Here is an 18631-nt window from a genome sequence, read left to right on the forward strand (position 1 = left end):
GAGTGGTCGCTCCGCGCGGGAGTGCACGCGGAGCTGACCGCGTCCCTGGCGGCCATCGACGCGGCCCTGGTACGCATCGTCGAGGGCGGCTACGGGGTGTGCCTGCGCCGGGGCGAGCCGATCGGGCGCGAGCGGTTGGAGGCCCGGCCGGCCGCCGAGCTGTGCATCGACTGCGCCCGGGAGGCGTAGGCCCTCCTCCACAGGCCGGTCCTTTCAGTTGTTGTCCACCGAGGTCTTTTCGCGCCGGGGAGTGTCGGTGGTGGGTGATTCACTGTCCCTATGGCCACCTCAGATGCCACCCCCGGAGTAGACCCGATAGCGGCGGCGATCAGTGCGGTGATCGACCCGCTGATCGCCAACGAGAAAGTGATCGCCGCCGGCTACGCGGAGCGCACCCGGCTGCTGGCCGAGCTGGACCGGCTCGGCCACGACCCGCGCATCATCGCGGGCCTGTGCGGAGACCCGGTCGAGTCCGGCCACAACGACCCCGACACCGGCGCGCACGGCCCGGCCTGGGACGACGAAGAACTGGCCCGCCGGTGCATGGCCGCCGAAGCCGCCGGGGCGTTGCGGTTGAAGGCGAGCACGGCGGGGATCATGGTGTTCAACGCCGTCCGCCTCACCGACCAACTCCCCCAGTTCCACCAGGCGCTGGGCCGGGGCAGCATCACCTGGGGTCACGCGCTGAAAATGCTCGATCTCACCGACGGGGTGCCCGAAGAGATCCTGCCCGCGTTCGAAGCCAAGGTGCTGCCCGCAGCGGAGAAACTCACCTCCACCCAGTTCGTCCGGGTCGCCGGCCGAATCCTGGAGCGGATGCACCCGGTGCCGTTGCAGACCCGCGCCGACGCCGGCTTCATCACACGAAGGCTGGTGTTGCGGCCCGACGCCGACGGCATGGCCTGGCTGAACGCCTACCTCAAAGCCGAAGACGCCCAGGCGATCTACGACCGGCTCAGCCGCATCGCCACCACCCTCGACACCGACGCCTCGACACCCGGCGCCGACCCAGCCAGCACCGGCCCGACCAGCACCGGCCCGACCGGCTGCGGCCCGACCGGCAGCGCCACAGCCCGCACCAAGGACCAGCGCCGCGCGGACGCGTACCGCGACCTCCTCCTCGACGGTGTCGGACCCGCCGGGCTCGGCCACGGCATCCGCGGCACCGTGCACCTGACTGTCCCCGCGCTGACGCTGCTGGGCCGCAGCGACGAACCCGCCATCCTCGAGGGCTACGGCCCGATCGACCCCGAGGCCGCCCGCCGGATCGCCGGCACCGCGACCAGCTGGAGTCGCATCCTCACCCACCCCGAAACCGGCTGCCGACTCAGCATGGGCCGCGAGCAATACGCCCCACCGGCGGATATGCGCCGCTACCTCGACGCCCGCGACCAAACCTGCCAAGGCATCGGCTGCACCCGCCGCGCCACCCTCAGCGAAATCGACCACACCCGGCCCTGGAACACCGGCGGACCCACCGACGTGGATAACCTCGTGAAACTTTGTAAATCATGCCACCGCCTCAAACACCAGTCCAGCTTCACCACCAACCAAGGCCCCGGCGGCGCCCTCACCTGGACCACCCCCGCAGGCAAGACGTACACCTCCGCCCCCACCCACACCGACCCCACCACCTACGACCCGGCACCGTACCCCGTCAGCGGCGACAGCCCGCCACCCGGCGCCACCACCCCGGCGGCCTCACCAACGCACCTAGGCGGCACCACACCGGAGGCCTCTGTGCCGTCACCACCCGGTCCACCTCCGTTCTGATCACGCATCACAGAAGTGCGCCCGAAGGTGCGCGGCGGTGTGAAAGGGTGAGACGTGAGCGAAAGACTGGAAGGCGAACGTAGGGGCCGCGCTGCGCCGTCCTGGTTCACACAGTCCTGGTTCACACAGTCCTGGTACGCAAGCGTCATATCGGCAGCCCTGACCTTTCACCTCGGCGGGTTCATACTCATGCTCCTGCAGCTGAGTGGCCGCGGAGAATGGAGCCGATTCCCCTGGATCTACCTCGACGTTGTGCAGGCCTTGGCATTCCTTGCCCTCGGCGCTGTCTGCAGGATTCTGAGCAGCTCGGTCTTCCGGTCGTCCGATTCGGCATCCCGAGTGGTGTGGGGTGACCTCGGTGTGGTGGTGCTGGCGATCGCCGGAGTCTCCGCGATTGCACTGCCCCTGGATAGTTCTGGCGCATTCATGCTCGCACTCCTGCTGATCGTCCCCTGGGCGCTGCCGTTTGCCGCCTTGCTCAGCGGAATCTCGATCCTCGCTCAACGGTACGTCTGGCTGCAGATCGTGCTCACAGCGGTCCTGCTGGTCAATGTCGCCCTGATGCTGGTGGGACTGGCTGTGGCGACCGCGACCCCGTAGACCGGGCGCCGATGCTCCATTAGGCTTCCGCCAAGCGAAAGGAACCCCCTTGGGAATCGTCTCCCCCGGCTTCTTCGGCCGCCGCCGCCAGGGCGATCCGGCGCTGCCGGCCGGCCAGTACCTCACCGAGAGTTTCCCGGTGCTCTCGGCCGGCCCCACCCCGCGGATCGCACCGGACGAGTGGGAGTTCACCATCACCACCGAGACCGGCCAGGTGCACCGCTGGAGTTGGGACGAATTCCTCGCGCTCAAACAGGACGACGTGACCCAGGACATCCACTGTGTGACCAGCTGGTCCAAGCTCGGCACCAGCTGGCGCGGCGTCTCGCTGGACACCCTGTTCGAATCGGTCGAGTCCGATTGCGAATTCACCATGGCGCACTCCTACGGCGGCTACACGACCAACGTTCCGCTCGACGATCTGCTCGGCGGCAAGGCCTGGATCGCCCACGAGTTCGACGGCACAGCGCTTGAGCCGGCCCACGGCGGCCCGGCCCGGCTGCTGGTGCCGCACCTGTACTTCTGGAAGAGCGCCAAGTGGGTGCGCGGCCTGGAGCTGCTGCGCCAGGACGAACCCGGCTTCTGGGAGAGCAACGGCTACCACATGTACGGCGATCCCTGGCGCGAAGAGCGCTACTGGTGAGAACCGGGTGGAGAGTGGCGGAGGTGATCGGAGTGAGTCAGGAGACCCGGACAGCGCGCACCCTGCGCCTGCGGCTGCCCGGCCTGACCGGGCACCGGGCCGGTCAGCACGTCGACGTGCGCCTCAGCGCCCCGGATGGCTACACCGCGGTGCGCTCGTACTCGGTGGCGTCCGCGCTGCCCGGCGACGAACTCGAACTCACGGTGGAGGAACTGGACGACGGCGAGGTGTCGCCCTATCTCGTGCACGGCGTCTCGGTCGGCGACCAACTCGAGGTGCGCGGTCCGGTGGGCGGCTGGTTCGTCTGGGATCCGGCCGACCCGTCCCCCGTGCAACTCATCGCCGGCGGCTCCGGGGTGGTGCCGCTGATGGCCATGATCCGGGCCCACGCCGCCGACCCCGCCTCCCCCGGCGGGACCGCCGAGTTCCGGCTGCTGTACTCGGTGCGGAGCCCCGAGGCGGCCTACTACGGCGCCGAGCTCGACGAACTGGCCAAGTCAGCCCTCCTCAGCGTCACCTACGTCTACACCCGCGAGGCCCCGGCCGGCAGCCCCGTTCCGCCGCGGCGGCTGGATGCCCGGGCGCTGAGCATCGCCGTGCTGCCGGTGTCGGCGAACCCGGCCTTCTACATCTGCGGGGCAACCGCGTTTGTGGAGACGGTGGCCGACTGGCTCGTGCAGGCCGGCTACCCCGCCGACCGGATCAAGACCGAGCGTTACGGCGGAATGGGGAGCACACCGTGAGGTGCAGACCGTGAGGTGCAGACCGTGAGGTGCACGCTGTGAGCGACTACCTGGACGGCAACGCTGCGGCCGGGCCGCTCAGCGAGTTCTTCGCCATCGACGTCACCACCGCCCGCGGCCGGTGTCTGCACTGCGGCCGCACCGGCGCCCTGGCCACCGCACAGCTCTACCCCCACTCGCACGGCCTGCTGCTGCGCTGCCCCGGCTGCACGGAGATCCTGCTCCGGCTCGTGGACACCGGCGACACCGTCTGCCTGGACCTGCACGGTCTGAGCTTCGTCGAACTCCAGCGCGACTGACGGCTCGCCGGCTCGACGGCTCGCCGGCTTCCCAGCTAAAGCCGCCACCGCCCCTTTAGGCTGGGTCACGGCGAATCTCACGCCGTTCAGACACCCGGGAGCGTGCATGCAGGGATCGGTCATCCTCGACGTCATTCTGGTGGTGCTCCTCGTCGCCAGCCTGGGCGCCGGCTACCGCAGCGGCCTGATCGGCAGCATCAGCGGCATCCTCGGCCTGGTCGCCGGCGCTGTCGCCGCCTACTTCATCGTGCCACTGGTGCCCACCTGGGTGCCCGCCGCCGAGTGGCGCACCCCCGCGTCCATAGCCGCGGCGCTGGCGCTGGTCATCGTCGGGCTCACCGTCGGCGAGTCGATCGGCCTGGCCCTGCGCCGTCGCACACCCCGCAAGCTGCGCGGCGTGGACAGGCTCTTCGGCGCCGTGATCGGCGTGGCCGCTGCGGCGGCCGTCATGTCGATGGTCGCGTTCAGCGTCGGCGCCCTGGGCATTCCCGTGCTCACCTCCGCGATCGCCTCCTCCGGAGTGGTGCGCACCATCGACTCGGTCACCCCCGGCCCGGTCAAGAGCTTCCTCGCCCAGCTGCGTTCCACCGTCGTCGACGACGGTCTGCCCGTCATCGCGGATGCGTTCGGCGGCCAGAGCCCGACCCTGCCCGAGGCCCAGCTCGACAACGCCGCGCTCGACACCGCCGCGGCATCCGTGCTACGCATCACGGGCAACGCCGTGGCCTGCGGCCAGAGCCAGTCCGGCTCGGGCTTCGTCATCGCCCCCGAGCGGGTGATGACCAACGCCCACGTCGTGGCCGGAGTCACCGAAGCCGTCGTGGAGGTACCCGGAGCCGGCGCCCTGACCGGCGAGATCGTCTACTTCGACCCCGTCGACGACCTCGCGATCATCGCCGTGCCTGGGCTGTCCGCCGCACCGCTGACCCTGCAGGGTGACCTGGCCGTGGACAGCGAGGGCGCCAGCCTGGGCTACCCGTTCGGTGGGCCTTTCGACTCCGATCCGGCCCGGGTCATGTCGGTCGGCTCGGTGCTCGTCGCCGACATCTACGGCCAGTCCCCCACCGCCAGGGATGTCTACACCCTCGCCGCGGACGTGCAGCAGGGCGAGTCGGGCGGCCCGCTGCTCAGCGGTGACGGCCGGGTGGCCGGTGTGATCTTCGCCAAGGCTGCCAACACCGCCAACGTGGGCTACGCCTTGGCGATGTCCGAGGTCGCCCCGGTCGTCGCCCAGGCCGACGGCCTCTCCAGTGCGGTCAGCTCCGGTACCTGCATCCAGGGGTAGTTCGCCGGGGATTGAGCGCACTCCCGGGCTGGCAGACTGGATCCATGACTATCACCGCCGCCGCAGACGGCTCGGCCCTTGGCAACCCCGGACCGGCCGGCTGGGCCTGGTACATCGACGACAACAATTGGGCCGCCGGCGGCTGGAAGCACGCCACCAACAACCAGGGCGAGCTCAAGGCCGTCCTCGAATTGTTCCGGGCCACCGCGCACGTGGACGACGACCTGCTGGTGCTCTGCGACAGCCAGTACGTGATCAACGCCGTGACCAAGTGGATGCGCGGCTGGAAGGCCAAGGGTTGGCGCAAGGCCGACGGCAAGCCCGTGATGAACCTCGACCTGCTGCAGGAGATCGATGAGGCCCTGGTGGGCCGCAGATACAGGTTCGAGTGGGTCAAGGGCCACGCGAACCACCCGCTCAACGAGGCCGCCGACTCCCGTGCCCGCGCGGTGTCCGAGGCGTATCAGCGGAACGCCTCGATCCCCGCCGGTCCGGGCTTCGTCGCGGGCGGCACCGCGCCGGTCAAGGCCGCGCCGGTCAAGGCCGCGCCGGTCAAGGCCGCGCCGGTCAAGGCCGCGCCGGTCAAGGCCGCGCCGGTGAAGAGCGCGGCACCGCGCGCATCCGCCGACCTGGGGCTGTTCGACTTCGAGGTCGACCGCCCGCACTCGGTGCAGGTGACGCTGAGCACCGAGGAGCTCGGCCGGCTCAAACGCCGGGCGTCCGGCCGCGGAGTCAGCCCTGAAGAGCTGCTCCGCGACCTGATCTGACTAGCGCCGCAGCTTCGGCTGCGTCTTCGGTTTGGCCGCATTCTTGTGCGGCAGCAGGGTGTTCGCCTCGTCGAGTGACATGCCGTTGGTCTCGGGTACCTTGGTGAGCACGAACAGGAACGACAGCCCGGCGAACAGGGCGTACATGCCGTAGGTGAGCGGCAGCGAGAGCGCCGCCATCGGCGGGAACGTCACCGTGATGAGGAAGTTCGCCACCCATTGGGCGGCGGCGGCCAGGCCGAGCGCCTTGGCGCGGATGGTGTTGGGGAAGATCTCGCCCAGCAGCACCCAGACCACCGGGCCCCAGGAGGCACCGAAGGAAATCACGAACACGTTCGCGGCGACGAGCGCGATCGGACCCCAGGCGCCCTGCAGGGCGAGTTCGCCGTCGACCATGACCGACTGGCTGAACGCGATGGCCATCGTGGCCAGCGACACCGTCATACCGATGGAACCACTGAGCAGGATCGGCCGCCGGCCGATCCGGTCGACGAGCGCGATCGCCACCAGGGTGACCAGGATGTTCGTCACCGACGTCGCCACCGAGATCGCCAGCGAACTGGATTCTTCGAAGCCCACCGCGCTCCACAGGGTGGTCGAGTAGTAGAAGATCACGTTGATGCCCACGAACTGCTGGAACACCGACAGGATGATGCCCACCCAGACGATGGGTTTGAGGCCCAGGACCGGCCCGCGCAACGACCCGGTGCGCTTGGCCTTGATGTCGTCGTCGATGGAGGCCTTCATGTCGCGGAGCTCACGGGCGACGTCGCCGTTCGGCCACACCCTGTGCAGCACCTCCTTGGCCTTGTCCTCTTTGCCGTGCAGCACCAGGTAGCGCGGCGACTCGGGAAGGAGCAGTGCGATCACGCCGTAGACGATGGCGGGAATCGCGGCGATCAGGAACATCCAGCGCCAGGCCTCCAGGCCCCACCAGAACATCTCGCTGGCACCGCCGGCTGTCGTGGCGAACACGGCGTCGGAGAGCAGGGCGGCGAAGATGCCGATGGTGATGGAGAGCTGCTGCAGGGAACCCAGCCGGCCGCGCATCTGCCGGGGCGAGATCTCAGCGATGTACGCGGGAGCGACGACCGAGGCGAGCCCGATGCCGATGCCGCCGACGACCCGCCAGACGATGAGGTCGACCACGCCGAACGCGAGACCGGAACCGATGGAGCTGGCGAAGAACACGATCGCGCCGGCGAGCATCACCGGGATGCGGCCGAACCGGTCCGCGAACCGGCCGCCCAGGAAGGCGCCGGTGGCAGCGCCGAGCAGTGCGCTGGCCACGGCGAAGCCGGTGATCGCTTCGGTGAGGCCGAACTGGCCCTGGATGGCCTCGACCGCACCATTGATCACGGAGGAGTCGAAGCCGAAGAGGAACCCGCCGAACGCGCCGGCGATCGCCAACGCGACGACCTTGCGATTTGTCGCGGGTTTGTCTGTCGGCATCCGGTCTGTTTTCGGCCCTGTTGTGTTTGTCATCGCCACTTCCCCCGTCTTCGCTGGTGTTTTCGTCGTCTGGGCAACCTGAAAATCTTACGCCTGGCCCACACCCGGGGGTGACCATGGTATTCATGTCCCATGACACGATTCCTCGGGGTGGATCTGGCCTGGGCCGAAGGCACGGCGGCGAAACCGGCTAATGAAAGCGGGCTCGCCTGCATCGACGACACCGGACGGGTGATCCACGCGGGTTGGGCCCGCGGCATCGACGAGGTCGTCGACTGGGTGCAGTCGATGGTCGAACCCGGCGCGGTGCTCGCCGTGGACGCACCACTCGTGGTCAACAACCCCACCGGCATGCGCGAGTGCGAACGGGAGACCGGGTCGCGGTACGGGCGGTGGCACGTGTCGGCGAACGCGTCCAACCAGGCCCTGCCGCGCCTGGGCGGCGTCACCCTGCGTGGCCGGCTGGAGGATCTCGGCTGGACCTACACCGACGGCGTCGAGCCCGTCGAAGCGGGGGCCCGGAGCGTCTTCGAGTGCTACCCGTACACGACCCTGGTGGGCGCGGCGGAGTTCGGCTATGACGAGCGGCGCCCCCGCTACAAGCGGATGGGGTCGGCGCTGCCGATCGTTCAGCGCCGCGCCGAGCGCGCCCTGGTCTGCGACGACCTCATTGAGCGATTGTGGCGGCTGCACGCGGGCTCACCGCCGCTGGACCTGGCCACGCACGCGGCGACCGACAGCCTGGTGACCGAGCCGACACCGTTGGCCGACGCCGCCTACAAACACCGCGAGGATCTTCTCGACGCGGTGCTGTGCGCCTGGACGGCGTCGCTCTGGCACCGGTTCGGTACCGCCCGGTGTCAGGTCCTCGGCGCCGCAGACCCGCTCGTGGTCAACGGCCGCCGGGGCACCATCATCGCGCCGGCCCGGCCCGAACAGCGCCGCGGCGAGGATGCGCTGCGGGCCGCCGCGCACAGCTCACCGGCAGCCAGCGCACCGGCAGCCAGCGCCCCCACCGGCGCCGCCCACTAGAAGCGGATGTCCTGACGCGACAGGGTCACCTCGGCCAGCACGTCCGGCAGGACCTCCACCCCGATACCCGGGCCGGTCGGAACCCGGAGATGGCCGGCCTCGAGCACAAACGGCGCGGTCAGGTCCCGGGCGTAGTAGCGGTCCGAGGCCGACGTGTCGCCCGGCAGCACGAAGTTGGGCAGGCCGGCCAGCGCCACGTTCGCGGCCCGGCCGATCCCCGTTTCGAGCATCCCGCCGCACCACACCGGCACACCGTGCGCGGCCGCGACGTCGTGGATGCGCCGGGCCTCCAGGTAGCCGCCCACCCGCGACGGCTTCACGTTGATGATGCTGCACGCGGCCAGGCTGATCGCCGCGGCGGCGTCCTCGGCCGACTCGATCGACTCGTCCAGGCATACCGGGGTGCGGATCAGCCGGGCCAGCGCCGCGTGACCCAGCAGGTCCCGCTCGCCGAGCGGCTGCTCGATGAGCAGCAGGTCGAACGGGTCGAGCCGGGCGAGGTGCCGGGCATCCGCCAGCGAGTACGCGGTGTTCGCGTCGACCTGCAGCAGCAGGTCGGGGCCGAACCGCTCGCGCACGGCGCGTACCGGCTCGAGGTCCCAGCCGGGTTCGATCTTGAGCTTGATGCGCAGGTAGCCCTGAGCGAGGTAACCGGCCACGGCCTCGAGCAACTCGTCGACCGAGTCCATGATGCCCACCGAGACGCCGGCGGGCACGGTCTCGTGAACGGCGCCGAGGTAGCCGCCGAAGGACTGTCCGGTCCCCCGCAGCTGGGCGTCGAGGATCGCCGTCTCGAGTACGGCCTTGGACATCTGGTGGCCCTTCACCGGGGCGAGCGCACCGCCCACCCGTTCGGCGGTGAGGCCGTCGCCGAGGGCTTGCAGCCGCGGGATCAGGTGGTCCCGGACCACCAGGTCGCTGGCGTCGATGAATTCCGAGCTGTAGAGCGGCCGCACCTCGGCGGCGCACTCCGCCCAGCCCTCGGCCTCGACGGTCGACACGTGCACCAGGGAGATCTGGCGTTCCGTGACGGTGCCGAACGACGTGCGGAACGGCCGCACCAGCGGCAAGCTGACCCGGCGCAGCTCGATGTTCTCGATTCTCATGGTGCGGAGTTTACGGCGCATCCCCAGCCATCCGCCCGGTCTCGTCGATTAGGGTTCGAAGAATGAGCGCTCTCGTGGATGGTTTTGTGAACAGCTGGCGGTCGCACCTGCTCGTCACGCTCTCGGGCAACGACGAGGGCCGGCCGGCCTGGGTGGGCACCATGCAGCAGGGCGACGACGCGGGCTTCTTCGGGCCGGGGTCGGCGTCCTGGGCGGTGCACGGCGGCATGGCCACCATGGTCGCGGGCATCCGGGCGCTGCTGATGCAGACCCTGCACCCGGGTGCCATGGCCGGGGTGCACGACTGGTCCCGGTACCGGGAGGATCCGCTCGGCAGGCTCAGCGGGACCATCCAATGGCTGGTCACCGTGACGTTCGCCGCCACCGAGCAGGCCGAGCGGGAGTCGGCGCGCGTGGGAAAGTTCCACGACAGAGTCGCGGGCCGCTACGTCGACGCCCGCGGCGTCGAACGGGAGTACTCGGCCGGCGACCCCGAGCTGCTGTCCTGGGTGCACGTGGTGTTCACCGACGCCTTCCTGGCCAGCCACACGCTGTGGGGCGGCCCGATCCCGGGTGGCGCCGACCGGTACGTGCGGGAGTGGGCCAAGGCCGGCGAGCTCGTGGGGGTGCAGAACCCGCCGCGCTCCGACGCGGACCTCGCCGCACAGCTGAAAGCCTTTTCCGACGCCGGTGTGCTGATGGGCGGCGACCGCGTCGCCGAGGCGGTGCGGTTCATCCGCAACCCGCCGCTGCGGCGCGGCATGATGCCGTTCTACCGCATCATGTTCGCCGGGGCCGTGGCGTCGATCCCGGTTCAGTACCGGCGGATGCTGGGACTGCGCCGTTCTCCCCTGCCCGTGGTCTGGGCCACCGGCGCGGTGCTCGGCCTGGTGCGCCTGCTGCTCGGCGCCTCCTCCACCTCGGAGGACGCCGCCCGGGCCCGGATCGCCCGCCTGGCGGTCTCCTAGGCTCGAAGCCGGCGGGATTCTCGGCGCAGGGTGACGGCGACGGCTGCGGCCGTGGCACCAGACAGGGCAGCCGCGATGGCGAGCACCGGAGCGTTCGGCTGCACGATCGACTGGCCGGCGAGAGCCTGACCGGTCACCAGGGCCAGCACGCCCAGGTACAGGACAACCAGCACGCGCAGGATGCCGCGACGGGCGAGCGGATGCGCCAGCAGGGTGATCCGTCTGCCCAGGACTTCGAGCAGCAGGGCCGCCAGCGGCAGCACCTGCAGGGCGTGCATGCCCACGAAGTGCGGGATGCGGAGGTCGCCGGCCACTGTGCTCCAGCCCACGAGCGGCAGGCTCGGGCCGCCGTCGGCGACGCCGACCGTATGCGCGCCGACGATGCCCTGATAGGCATCGAGCTGGGCGGCGGTGGGCCCGGTCATCAGGAACGCCAGACCCATGCCGACGAGGGCGATGAGCAGGCCGGAGCGGATGGCGAGGGCCCTGGCCGGGTCGCCCAGGTCGGTACGCAGCAGCAGGATGGCGATGGGGACTGCGGCGACCCAGACCGTGACGATCGATGCCGCCATCACCGACCAGAGTGCGGCGTTAAACGCCGTGGACACGTTGAAGTGGCTGGTGAGGCCGGCCACGGCGGCTCCGACGATGATCACCATCTCCACGACCAGGAAGACCGCCGCGATCGTGCCGGCCCACCAGGCCAATCGGTGCGGGGCCGGCCGGCGCCGGCGGGAGCTCGCCGCGGGCAGCAGCCCGATCAGCCAGGAGAGGGTCACCGCGTAGATGCCCACCGAGATCGCGAACTTGAGCGGCTTGGCCCAGAGTGGCGCGCCCGTGAGGGTGCGGGGATCCACGGCGAGGCCCACCAGAGCTGCGACGGCAACGACCGCCATGGCCGCCGCCAGCCAGAGCAGCGGCCGGTGCCAGCGGATGGCCGGCGGCAGAATGGTGCTGCGGACGGGTCCGGTTTCGGTGCGACTACTGGCCATGATGACGGGCTCCTGTCAGGTCGGGTGGGGTTACAAGTTGGTCGGTGCAGCAGAGTGGGTCGGTGCAGCAGAGTGGGTCGGTGCGGCAGGGGTGGGCGGTCCCGCGTATCGCGTCGCGGTGACGTGCTCCTGGGCGGCCCGGCGCAGCCCGGCGAAGAGGGCATCGCCGAGCACAGTGCCGATGACGACCATCTCGGTCTTGGATTCCCGGTCGTCTCGGGCGTCGACCTCGTCGAGGTCGGCCTCGGCCACGGCGAGCGCCGCGGCCGCGTAACCGGGCACCCAGCCGCGGAGGTCGGGCTGGCCGAGCTCGGCGAAGGTCTGCAGCACCCGGGCGGCGGCCAGGCGACCGGGATTCTCGGGTGACACGTGCCATCCGCTCAGTGCCTCGTCGACCTGTGCCACTGCCGCCGGCGACAGCGTCTTGCGGTCGATCTGGGGCGAGACCGTGCGCTGGGCGATGTCAAAGGTGTGGGCGAGACCCAGATCGGAGTCGATGGCGTCGATTACCCGGCGGGCGGCAGTGACACTGAGCCCGCCCACGTCGAGCAGTCCCCGGATGACCCGCAGCCGGCGCAGGTGATCCGGTCCGTACAGCGACTGGTTGGGACCGCTTTTCTCTCCCGCGGGCAGCAGCCCCTCCCGGAGGTAGTACTTGATCGTCGCCACGGGAACCCCGCTGGTCGTGCTGAGCTGCGCCATCTTCATGCAGATAGTATATCTATCGGATAGTGCAACTGTCTATACCGATGTTACGCTCCGGCGAAGAACGCGCCGATCGACGCGGAGAGCGCGAACGGGTCGTTCACGTGCGCAAGTTCGCGGGCCGAGTGCATCGAGAGCAACGGGATGCCCACATCCACGGTGCGGATGCCCAGCCGGGTCGCCGTGAGCGGCCCGATGGTGGAGCCGCAGGGAATCGCGTTGTTCGACACGAACTCCTGGTACGACACGCCCGCCGCCGCGCTCGCGCGCGCCCAGAGGGCCGCGCCGGCCGCATCAGTGGCGTAGCGCTGGTTGCCGTTGATCTTCAGCAGCGGACCCCGGCCGGCCAGCGGCAGGTTGGCCGGATCGTGCCGCTCGGGGTAGTTCGGGTGCACGGCGTGGCCGGCATCGGCCGAGACGCACCAGGAGTCGGCGTAGGCGCGCTTCCGCTCGGACACCGTGGCCCCGAGGTCATCGCCGATGCGGCTGAGGATGTCGTCGAGCATCGGCCCGCTCGCCCCCGACCTGGACTGCGACCCCAGCTCCTCGTGGTCGAACGCGGCGAGCACATTGATGGTCTCGTCGTTCCCCGACACCTCGATGAGCGCCAGCAAGCCGGCGTGCACCGACGAGAGGTTGTCCATCCGGCCGGCGGCGAACAGCTCGTGATTCAGGCCGAACCGCGCCGGCGGGTTGGTGTCGGCGGTGAGGATGTCGTACCCGGCGACATCCGCACCGGCGACCCCGGCGAGCGCGGCCAGGTGCCCGACCAGGTCCACCTGGCGAAGGTCGCCCACCCCGAATACCGGGTTGAGGTGCCGTTGCCGGTCCAGGGTGAGGGACTCGTTGGCAGTTCGGTCCAGGTGCACGGCCAGCTGCGGGATCCGCAGGAACGGGCCTGTGCGCACCAGGTACTCCTCCCCGTCTGTGGTGACCAGCCGGCCGGCCAGTTCGAGCTCGCGGTCGAGCCAGGAGTTGGCCAGCGGTCCGCCGTAGACCTCGACGCCGGCCTGCAGCCAGCCGTAAGAGCCTGTCGTGGGCTTGGGCTTGAGTTTGAAGCCTGGCGAGTCGGTGTGCGAGCCCAGGATCCGGAACGGCGTTGTCGGGGTCGCCCCGGCCGGTTGCACCCAGGCGACGATGGCGCCATCCCGCACCACGTAGTAGCGGCCGGCGCTCGTGCCGGCCGTCCAGTCCTCGGCCTCGTCCCGCTGCTCGAAGCCGGCCTCGCCCAGCCGCCTGGCCGCCTCCGCGGCCGCGTGGTACGACGACGGTGACGCGGTGATGAAGCGGGCGAAATCGTCGATGTATGCCGAGAGTGAAGTCATGCGTCCATCCAACCACCCACACCTCGACAAGCAGGCCCAGCGGTGCGACTCTCGCACCAGGCGAGGAGGGCATCGTGACCGACACGGCGAACGACAACACACCGGACCCGTGGCTGCTGCGCTTCGACGGGTTCGACCCGGCCGCCGAGGGGCATCGTGAAGCGCTGTGCACCCTGGGCAACGGCTACTGGGGCACCCGCGGCGCCGCCCCTGAGGCGCGCACGGATGCCGTGCACTACCCGGGCACCTACCTCGCCGGGGTCTACAACCCGCTGAGCACCGAGGTCCACCTCGGTGAAGCCGTCGGCGACACCGCGGCTGCAGGAGCGGCCGTGGTCGAGCCCGGCATCCGCACCCCGTTCCAGCCGGTGCCGGGGTCCCCGGCGGCGGAGTTCCCCGGCGCGCATGTGCGCGACGACGAACACATGGTGAACGCCCCCAACTGGCTGCCGCTCTGGTTCCGCACCGGCGGCGGCGGCCCCGGCAGCAGCAGTGTGGGCGACTTCGCCGCCCCCGACACCGGCTGGTTCCACCCGGAGACCGCCGAGCTGATCGACTACCGCCAGGAGCTCGACCTCCGCCGCGGTCTGCTCACCCGGCTGATCCGGTTCCGCGACACGCGCGGCCACGTCACCCGGGTGCAGAGCCGGCGGTTCGTCTCCCAGGCGGCGCCGCACGTCGCGGTGCTGGAAACCACCTTCGTCGCCGAGGACTGGTCCGGCCCGCTCACCGTGCGGTCGGCCATCGACGGCCGGGTCGCCAACCGCAACGTGGCCGCCGACAGGCAGCTGGCCCATCTGCACCTGATGCCCCGCACGGCCAGGGAACTGAACCAGGACTCGGTGCTGCTCGAGGTCGAGACCACCCGGTCCGGCATCCACATCGCCATGGCCGCCCGCACCCGCGTCTACGCCGGCGGTGTGCCGCTCGAGCCCGAACGGCGCTTCCTCACCGACTCCAGCCGCTGGGTCGCCCACGAATTCGACCTCACCCTCGAGCAGGGCGTCCCCGTGCGGGTGGAGAAGGTCGTCGTGGTGAGCACCTCCAGGGACCGCGCCGTGGTCTCCCCACCGATGGCGGTGGCCACCTGGCTGGGCCGCACCCCGGACCCGGCCGAGCTGCTCGCCGCGCACGAGCGGGAATGGCAGATCCTCTGGGACGAATTCGCGGTACACCTGCACAGCGGGGCGCGGCAGTCACTGGCGCTCAATCTCAACACCTTCCACGTCTTGCAGACCGTCGCCGCGGTGGACGCCGACCTCGACGCCGGCGTCCCGGCGCGGGGCCTGCACGGCGAGGGGTACCGCGGCCACGTCTTCTGGGACGAGATGTTCGTCTACCCGGTGCTCACCCTGCGCCGCCCCGACCTGAGCCGGGCGCTGCTGGGCTACCGCTACCGCCGGTTGGGCGAGGCCAGGGCCGCCGCGCACGCCGCCGGCTTCCGGGGCGCCAGGTTCCCCTGGCAGAGCGGCATCGACGGGCGCGACGTCACCCCCACCGAACTGTTCAACCCGCGCACCAACCGATGGATGCCCGACCACTCCGGCTTGCAGCACCACGTGGGCCTGGCGATCGCCTACAGCGTCTGGGGCTACTACCAGGCCACCGGCGACGTCGAATACCTGATCGAGCAGGGCGCCGAGCTGCTGCTCGAGATCGCCAGGTTCTTCGCCTCGCTCACCGAGTACGACGACGCCGCCGACCGGTTCGACATCCCCGGCACGATGGGGCCGGACGAGTTCCACGACAGCCTGCCCGGCCACCCGGGCGAAGGGGTGCGCACCAGCGCCTACACGAATGTCATGGTCGCCTGGGTGATGCGCCGCGCCGTCGACACGATCGCCCTGCTCGAGGGCCGCTCCTGCCGGCCGCTCTGGAACCGGGTGCGGCTGGGGCCGGACGAGGTGGACACCTGGGAGAGGATCGGCCGACGGCTGCGACTGGTCTTCCACACCGACGGGGTGATCAGCCAGTTCGACGGTTACGAGGCCCTGCCCGAGCTGGACTGGGAGCACTACCGCACCACCTATGGCACCGAGGACCACTCGCTGGGCCGCCTGGACCTGATCCTGAACGCCGAGGGCGACAGCACCAACAACTACAGGGTCGCCAAACAGGCCGACGTGCTGATGCTGCTGTACCTGTTCTCCGCCGAGGAACTGCGCGAGCTGATCGAGGAGCTGGGCTATTCGCTCTCCCCCGACCTGATCCGCCGCACCGTCGAGTTCTATCGCACCCGGTCGACGCACGGCTCCACCTTGAGCAACGTGGTGCATTCCTGGGTGGATGCCCGCGCCGACCGGGAACGGTCCTGGGCGGCGCTCTGCCTGGCCCTGGACAGCGACCTCGGCGACATCCAGGGCGGCACCACGCACGAGGGAATCCACCTCGGCGCGATGGCGGGCTCGCTCGACATGGTCGTGCGCTGCTACACGGGCCTGGAGATCCGCGACAACATGCTCTGGCTGCACCCCGCGCTGCCGACCGAACTGCCGAAGATCGTCTTCAGCATCAACTACCGCGAGCAACCGATCAACCTCGAGGTCACCCCGACCAATCTGCGGCTGCAGCTGCCCAGCGGCGGGGCCACGCCCATCCGGGTGCGCGTCGAGGGCCGTGAGGCGCAGCTCTACCCGGGGCAGACCCACGATTTCCTGCTCAGCCCGTCGTGAGCAGTGCGCCGAGAGCGGGCGTCGTGAGCACTGTCAGAGGACCCCGTTAGCCTGAGGGCATGGCCAGAAACGTCGCAACCGGCTCCACCGGCTCCACCGAGGCTAGGACGAACACGCGCGCGGCCGCTCTCGACATCCTGCGCACCCTGGTCGGCCGCACGGACGCGGATTTCCACGAGGGCCAGTACGAGGCCATCGAGACCCTCGTCGACCAGCGCCGCCGGGCCCTCGTGGTGCAGCGCACAGGCTGGGGCAAGTCGGCGGTGTACTTCGTATCCACCCTGTTGCTCCGCCGCCAGGGCGCCGGGCCCACCATCCTGGTGTCGCCGTTGCTCGCGCTGATGCGCGATCAGGTGGCCGCCGCCGCCCGCGCCGGCGTGCGGGCGGTGTCGATCAACTCCGCCAACGCCCACGAGTGGCCCGACGTGCTTGCTGCGCTCCGCGCCGACGAGGTGGACGTGCTGCTGGTCTCGCCCGAACGGTTGAACAACCCGTCCTTCCGCGACGAGCAGCTGCCGGCGCTGCTCGAGCGGGCCGGCCTGCTCGTGGTCGACGAGGCGCACTGCATTTCGGACTGGGGCCACGATTTCCGGCCGGACTACCGGCGGCTGCGTGACCTGATCGCCGCGATGCCGGTGGGAGTGCCCGTGCTGGCCACCACGGCCACGGCCAACAGCCGGGTGGTGACGGATGTGGCGGAGCAGGTCTCGACAAGCTCGACCCAAGGGTGGGGCAGCGACGTCGTCACCATCCGCGGCCCGCTCGCCCGCGCGTCGCTACGGCTGGGCGTGCTGCGGCTGCCGGACTCCCGCGCCCGGCTGGCCTGGCTGCTCAGCCATCTGGCCGAGTTGCCCGGCAGCGGCATCATCTACACCCTCACGGTCTCGGCCGCCGAAGACACCGCCCGGCTGCTGCGGGACGCCGGCCACGCCGTACGCGCGTACACGGGCCAGACCGACACCGCCGAACGGGAGGAGTCCGAGGGGCTGCTCAAGGCCAACCAGGTGAAGGCCCTCGTGGCCACCAGCGCCCTGGGCATGGGCTTCGACAAGCCGGACCTGGGCTTCGTGCTGCACCTGGGGGCTCCCAGTTCCCCGGTGGCCTACTACCAGCAGGTCGGCCGCGCCGGCCGCGCCACCGAGAACGCCGACGTGCTGTTGCTGCCCGGGGTGGAGGACGAAGCCATCTGGCAGTACTTCGCCACCTCGTCGATGCCCAGCCGGCACAAGGCTGAGGCGGTTCTCGCGGCGCTCGGCGCCAATGGGGGCGCCCCGCTGTCCACACCGGCCCTGGAGGCCAGGGTGGACCTGCGCCGCTCACCGCTGGAGTTGCTGCTCAAGGTACTCGACGTGGACGGCGCCGTGCGCCGGGTGACCGGCGGCTGGCTGGCCACCGGGCAGCCCTGGGTGTACGACAGCGACCGTTACGAACGCATCGGCGCGGCGCGGGTCAGCGAGCAGAACGCGATGCTCGCCTACGAACGCCTCACCGGCTGCCGGATGGAGTTTCTGCAGCGCGCCCTCGACGACGACACCGCGGTGCCCTGCGGCCGCTGCGACAACTGCACCTCCCCCTGGTATCCCGCCGAGGTGCAGGCCGACGCGGCGAGCACCGCCGCCGCCGCCCTGGACCGGGTGGGCGTGGCCCTGGAGCCCCGGGCGCAGTGGCCCACCGGCGCCGACCGGCTCGGCGTCACCGCCAAGGGCCGCATCGATCCGGGCGACCGGGTGCTGCCCGGGCGCTCGCTGGCCCGGCTCACCGACCTGGGCTGGGGCAACACCCTGCGTGAGATTTTCGCGCCCGGCACCCCGGATGCTCCCGCCTCCGCACCGCTGAAGGCCGCCTGTGTGCGGGTGCTCGCGGAGTGGGGCTGGACCGAACGGCCCGTGGGCGTGGTGGCCATGCCGTCCCGCTCGCATCCGCTGCTGGTGGCCTCGGTGGCCGCCGAACTCAGCCGGGTGGGACGCCTGCCGCTCCTGGGCACCCTGAGCCTGGTCGGCGCCGGGCCCGCCGGGGAGTCCGGCGGCAACAGCGCCTACAGGCTCTCCAGCGTCTGGGGAGCGTTCGAGGTGGGCCCGGAGCTCGCGGCGAACCTCACCGCGGTCCTCGGCGAGGCCGCCGGGCCGGTGTTGCTCGTCGACGACCTCGGTGACAGCCGGTGGACGATCACGGTCGCCGGTCGGCTGCTCCGGCGCGCGGGCGCGCCGGCGGTTCTGCCGTTCACCCTGGCGCAGCGTTCCTGACCGCTACGCTCCTACCGCTGCGGGCC

General features: G+C 70.6%; 17 protein-coding genes and 1 pseudogene. 12 read left to right on the forward strand and 6 right to left on the reverse strand.

Annotation, left to right across the window (positions count from 1 at the left end):
• Nucleotides 1-21 precede the first annotated feature (21 nt).
• From BJQ95_RS12800 to BJQ95_RS19560, 8 genes and pseudogenes are all read left to right on the forward strand, one after another.
• Entirely contained in the window at nucleotides 22-189 is a 168-nt protein-coding gene (locus BJQ95_RS12800) for a TraR/DksA C4-type zinc finger protein (RefSeq protein WP_130177382.1), read from the forward strand.
• A gap of 90 nt (nucleotides 190-279) precedes the next feature.
• Nucleotides 280-1773, forward strand: coding sequence for an HNH endonuclease signature motif containing protein (locus BJQ95_RS12805; protein ID WP_256041375.1), 1494 nt, complete (start codon nucleotides 280-282; stop codon nucleotides 1771-1773).
• Between the two features lie 189 nt (nucleotides 1774-1962).
• Entirely contained in the window at nucleotides 1963-2373 is a 411-nt protein-coding gene (locus BJQ95_RS12810; protein WP_130176661.1) for a hypothetical protein, read from the forward strand.
• Between the two features lie 49 nt (nucleotides 2374-2422).
• Nucleotides 2423-3016 (forward strand): sulfite oxidase-like oxidoreductase, encoded by a 594-nt coding sequence (locus BJQ95_RS12815; protein WP_205750047.1) that lies wholly within the window; start codon nucleotides 2423-2425, stop codon nucleotides 3014-3016.
• 32 nt (nucleotides 3017-3048) lie between these two features.
• Nucleotides 3049-3759 (forward strand): FAD-binding oxidoreductase, encoded by a 711-nt coding sequence (locus BJQ95_RS12820; protein ID WP_240694631.1) that lies wholly within the window; start codon nucleotides 3049-3051, stop codon nucleotides 3757-3759.
• A gap of 38 nt (nucleotides 3760-3797) precedes the next feature.
• Nucleotides 3798-4058, forward strand: a complete 261-nt coding sequence (locus tag BJQ95_RS12825; RefSeq protein WP_130176662.1) for a DUF6510 family protein — start codon at nucleotides 3798-3800, stop codon at nucleotides 4056-4058.
• Nucleotides 4059-4164: 106 nt separating this feature from the next.
• The gene (locus BJQ95_RS12830; RefSeq protein WP_130176663.1) at nucleotides 4165-5343 is read left to right on the forward strand and encodes a MarP family serine protease; all 1179 of its coding nucleotides are present in this window, start codon (nucleotides 4165-4167) and stop codon (nucleotides 5341-5343) included.
• A gap of 44 nt (nucleotides 5344-5387) precedes the next feature.
• Nucleotides 5388-5735 (forward strand): annotated as a pseudogene (locus BJQ95_RS19560) (RNase H family protein); the annotation flags it as partial.
• Between the two features lie 71 nt (nucleotides 5736-5806).
• Here BJQ95_RS19560 and BJQ95_RS19565 read toward each other — a convergent pair.
• Together BJQ95_RS19565 and BJQ95_RS12840 are read right to left on the reverse strand one after the other, a co-directional pair.
• Nucleotides 5807-6151: a pentapeptide repeat-containing protein gene (locus BJQ95_RS19565; RefSeq protein WP_370688392.1), complete on the reverse strand. Its 345-nt coding sequence runs from the start codon at nucleotides 6149-6151 to the stop codon at nucleotides 5807-5809.
• A complete protein-coding gene (locus BJQ95_RS12840) occupies nucleotides 6111-7562 on the reverse strand; it encodes a sugar porter family MFS transporter (protein ID WP_240694632.1) in 1452 nt (483 codons plus the stop codon). Before BJQ95_RS12840 ends, BJQ95_RS19565 begins: the two co-directional genes overlap by 41 nt.
• Before the next feature lie 132 nt (nucleotides 7563-7694).
• On the opposite strand from BJQ95_RS12840, the gene BJQ95_RS12845 reads away from it, so the two are divergent.
• Nucleotides 7695-8594: a DUF429 domain-containing protein gene (locus BJQ95_RS12845; RefSeq protein WP_130176666.1), complete on the forward strand. Its 900-nt coding sequence runs from the start codon at nucleotides 7695-7697 to the stop codon at nucleotides 8592-8594.
• Here BJQ95_RS12845 and menC read toward each other — a convergent pair.
• Entirely contained in the window at nucleotides 8591-9700 is a 1110-nt protein-coding gene (menC, locus tag BJQ95_RS12850) for an o-succinylbenzoate synthase (RefSeq protein ID WP_130176667.1), read from the reverse strand. The two genes, BJQ95_RS12845 and menC, sit on opposite strands and share 4 nt — an antisense overlap.
• Before the next feature lie 62 nt (nucleotides 9701-9762).
• On the opposite strand from menC, the gene BJQ95_RS12855 reads away from it, so the two are divergent.
• A complete protein-coding gene (locus BJQ95_RS12855) occupies nucleotides 9763-10668 on the forward strand; it encodes an oxygenase MpaB family protein (RefSeq protein WP_130176668.1) in 906 nt (301 codons plus the stop codon).
• Here the strand turns inward: BJQ95_RS12855 and BJQ95_RS12860 are convergent.
• Genes BJQ95_RS12860 through BJQ95_RS12870 form a run of 3 tightly spaced genes read right to left on the reverse strand, consistent with a single transcriptional unit; the run spans nucleotide 10665 to nucleotide 13690 of the window.
• Nucleotides 10665-11660, reverse strand: a complete 996-nt coding sequence (locus BJQ95_RS12860) for a hypothetical protein (protein WP_130176669.1) — start codon at nucleotides 11658-11660, stop codon at nucleotides 10665-10667. The genes BJQ95_RS12855 and BJQ95_RS12860 overlap by 4 nt on opposite strands.
• A gap of 30 nt (nucleotides 11661-11690) precedes the next feature.
• A complete protein-coding gene (locus BJQ95_RS12865) occupies nucleotides 11691-12368 on the reverse strand; it encodes a MerR family transcriptional regulator (RefSeq protein WP_130176670.1) in 678 nt (225 codons plus the stop codon).
• 44 nt (nucleotides 12369-12412) lie between these two features.
• Complete coding sequence (locus BJQ95_RS12870) at nucleotides 12413-13690, reverse strand: M18 family aminopeptidase (protein WP_130176671.1); 1278 nt, start codon at nucleotides 13688-13690, stop codon at nucleotides 12413-12415.
• 74 nt (nucleotides 13691-13764) lie between these two features.
• Here BJQ95_RS12870 and BJQ95_RS12875 point away from each other — a divergent pair, with 74 nt between their 5' ends.
• Together BJQ95_RS12875 and BJQ95_RS12880 are read left to right on the forward strand one after the other, a co-directional pair.
• A complete protein-coding gene (locus tag BJQ95_RS12875) occupies nucleotides 13765-16362 on the forward strand; it encodes a glycoside hydrolase family 65 protein (protein ID WP_240694633.1) in 2598 nt (865 codons plus the stop codon).
• A 59-nt stretch (nucleotides 16363-16421) separates the two neighbouring features.
• Complete coding sequence (locus tag BJQ95_RS12880; RefSeq protein ID WP_130176673.1) at nucleotides 16422-18605, forward strand: ATP-dependent DNA helicase RecQ; 2184 nt, start codon at nucleotides 16422-16424, stop codon at nucleotides 18603-18605.
• Nucleotides 18606-18631: the final 26 nt, after the last annotated feature.

Source organism: Cryobacterium sp. SO1 (assembly GCF_004210215.2).
GTDB lineage: Bacteria > Actinomycetota > Actinomycetes > Actinomycetales > Microbacteriaceae > Cryobacterium.